Origin of the sequence: Wolbachia endosymbiont of Drosophila tristis (genome assembly GCF_028981745.1) — a bacterium.
Taxonomy (GTDB): domain Bacteria; phylum Pseudomonadota; class Alphaproteobacteria; order Rickettsiales; family Anaplasmataceae; genus Wolbachia; species Wolbachia pipientis.
Genome location: NZ_JAPQLN010000042.1, coordinates 1 through 2,569 on the forward strand (window position 1 = coordinate 1; position 2,569 = coordinate 2,569).

Consider the following 2,569-nt stretch of genomic DNA (forward strand, 5'->3'; position numbering starts at 1 on the left):
TCTGCAGTCAAGCTCATAAAGTCATATGATGAAGATGGTATAAAGAAGTGGAAAAAAGAGATGAGTTATGGAAAAAGATCTTATATAGAAGGTTTTTTCTCGCGATTAAAAAAGACATTTGGATTTAGTTTTAGGAACAAATCTGAAATGAATCGTGAGAGGGAACTGCTACTCAAATGTTATTTGCTTAACAAATTTACTGAAATAGGCATGGCTAAATTTGAGATAGCTTCATAAATTTATTGTGCGTTACCTACTATCCGAAGAGCGATGCAACAAAGCCATTCCAGTGTCAAGCACTGGAATGACATCACAGGGGCACTGGAATTTTTGTTTCAATATTTGTACATTAGCCATGCATCTGAACAGATACTGTAAATTAGCTATATTACATTAGCCCATCAGATGAGTTGTAATGGTTATAATTGTCTGATAAGTGATCTCTAACATCGTGACCTAACTCATTGGCATCAGGCTTAACTTCGTGATCTCACTCATTAGCATCGAGCTTAAACAAAGAAGGATTATCATCAGATTGTTGATTAGACTCTTTCTCTTTCGACCCAAATAACCATGAAAAGAGTGATGAGATAGAATCAATAATGGATTTAATTGTTGCAAAAATATTGGATAAGAAATTACTGGGTTGCTGAGTATCCTCTTCGGCTGATTCTGGTTCAGGCTCTTTTCCTGCTGTGTCATCCACATCTTCTTCAGGTTTACTTCTGCTTATAAGTGTCTTATCTAACCATTTGAATATATTCTTGTCTAGATTATGAAAATACATTTGACTTATCTCCTTATTTTCATCAACGTAAATCACTAAAGTTGTATTCCCATTCCCCAATCCATCACATTCACTAACGAGCGATTCATGAGAGTTCTTAATGTCTTTGATAAATTGAAGTTTTTCTTCTTCTGCTGAAAGATAATCTCTGTGTTCTGCTCTATAAGTGGTGCCTTTGTATTTAAAACTAAACATTGATTCACGATCTTCATATTCATCTAGTCCAGAATTCTTGACACGTTGTATAATTTGAAATTTCTCTGCTTCTGAAAGGTCCTTGAGGTATATACTACCAGTTGTATCTTTATATTTAAATTTAAACATCCATCCATGGTCTTCATATTCATCTAGTCCAGAACTCTTGACACGTTGTATAATTTGAAATTTCTCTTCTTCTGAAAGGTTTAGGCGGTATACACTACCAGTTGTACCTATGTATTTAAAAATAAAACTCCATCCATCGTATTTATATTCATCTACACCCATCTGCTTGCAAATAGCTTTATAATTTTTTTCTTCTACTTCTCGTCCAACAACATTTGCTATGAGTTCAGTATCCAGAATACTCAAAGTTTGGACTGTTGCCGATGGTGAAAAACACAATTGAAATATGTGGCCTAGCTCATGACCTAGAACAAAATCCATGGCACTTTGCTTATATGTCAGAATATTCTGACAATCTGTTACTCCTCGTGTAATATATCCTGGACCACCATCTTCATCTAAGCCGAGAAGATTGTTATACTTTGTATAATCGCTTCTATTATTAAAAATGTGAACCGTTATATTGTAACTTGCATTACTATTTTTCAAGCAAAACTTTTCTTTAAATGCTTCATAGGCAGTTTTAATGTCTGTTTCTATTTGGTTTTGTTCCTGCTCAGATAAGTTGTCGTATTTTATAGTACAATTTATATACCCGTATTTAACGGTAAAGCTGTTAGACAAAACATCATGTATATTTGTGGAAAAATAATTGAACTGCTTTGACTCAGCTTCCTTATACAATTGATGCCCATATTTATCCCTAGAATACTTTGGTAGTTTAGGTACTTTGGCAATTAAGTTTTTGTTACTATCAAAAAAAGAAATATCAGAATTACCAATCCTAAAATCCTTTATAGATTGCCCGCAAGTGCCATCATTTGCACAATCATGATTATCTTTCTTATTAAACCATGCGTTGGTGTATTTTTCCATTTTGATACCTCACTACCAAACCTTACTATATTATTATCTTGGTAAAAATCATAATAATTCGTTAACTTGTATTTTAAATCTGTATCAAATGTGCTTTTCTCGTAAGGTATCAATTGTGAAGTAATTAACTTTATTTGTTTAAAATTTTGCTAAAATAGCTCTTTTTATACTATGTTTTATATAGCTAAACTGACTTAGATTTACTGACAATTTGAAAAACAAAAATTCGTCATTCCGCTACTAGAGGTTGTCCGGAAACAAGTAAAAGGCTATAATATCTGAAATTTTAGTACGGGGTAAAGATGAGAAAAAAGTATCCAACAGATCTAAGCGAAAGGGAATGGGCAAGAATAGAAAAACACTTCAGAGTATCATACAAGAAAGGAGGAAGGCCGCCAAAGTATAGCAAAAGAGAAATATTAGAAGCAATTTTCTATGTATTGCGTACAGGGTGTCAATGGCGGTATTTACCAAATGATTTTCCGCTATGGAAGACTGTGTATGAGCAGTTCAGGCAATGGAAGAAGCAGGGAATTTTTGAGAAAATGAATTATGAAATTACAAAATATAGTAGAAGAAAAA

Annotated in this window: 2 protein-coding genes and 1 pseudogene; 2 read left to right on the forward strand and 1 reads right to left on the reverse strand. The window is 33.2% G+C overall.

The window, feature by feature from the left end; all coding sequences use genetic code 11:
• Positions 1 to 237: pseudogene (locus tag OZD64_RS01280) on the forward strand (IS5 family transposase); the annotation flags it as partial.
• Between the two features lie 253 nt (positions 238 to 490).
• Here OZD64_RS01280 and OZD64_RS01285 read toward each other — a convergent pair.
• Positions 491 to 1,987, reverse strand: coding sequence for a hypothetical protein (locus OZD64_RS01285; protein WP_274999165.1), 1,497 nt, complete (start codon positions 1,985 to 1,987; stop codon positions 491 to 493).
• 302 nt (positions 1,988 to 2,289) lie between these two features.
• Here OZD64_RS01285 and OZD64_RS01290 point away from each other — a divergent pair.
• On the forward strand, positions 2,290 to 2,569 hold a 280-nt coding region (locus OZD64_RS01290; protein ID WP_044471353.1), incomplete at its 3' end, for an IS5 family transposase.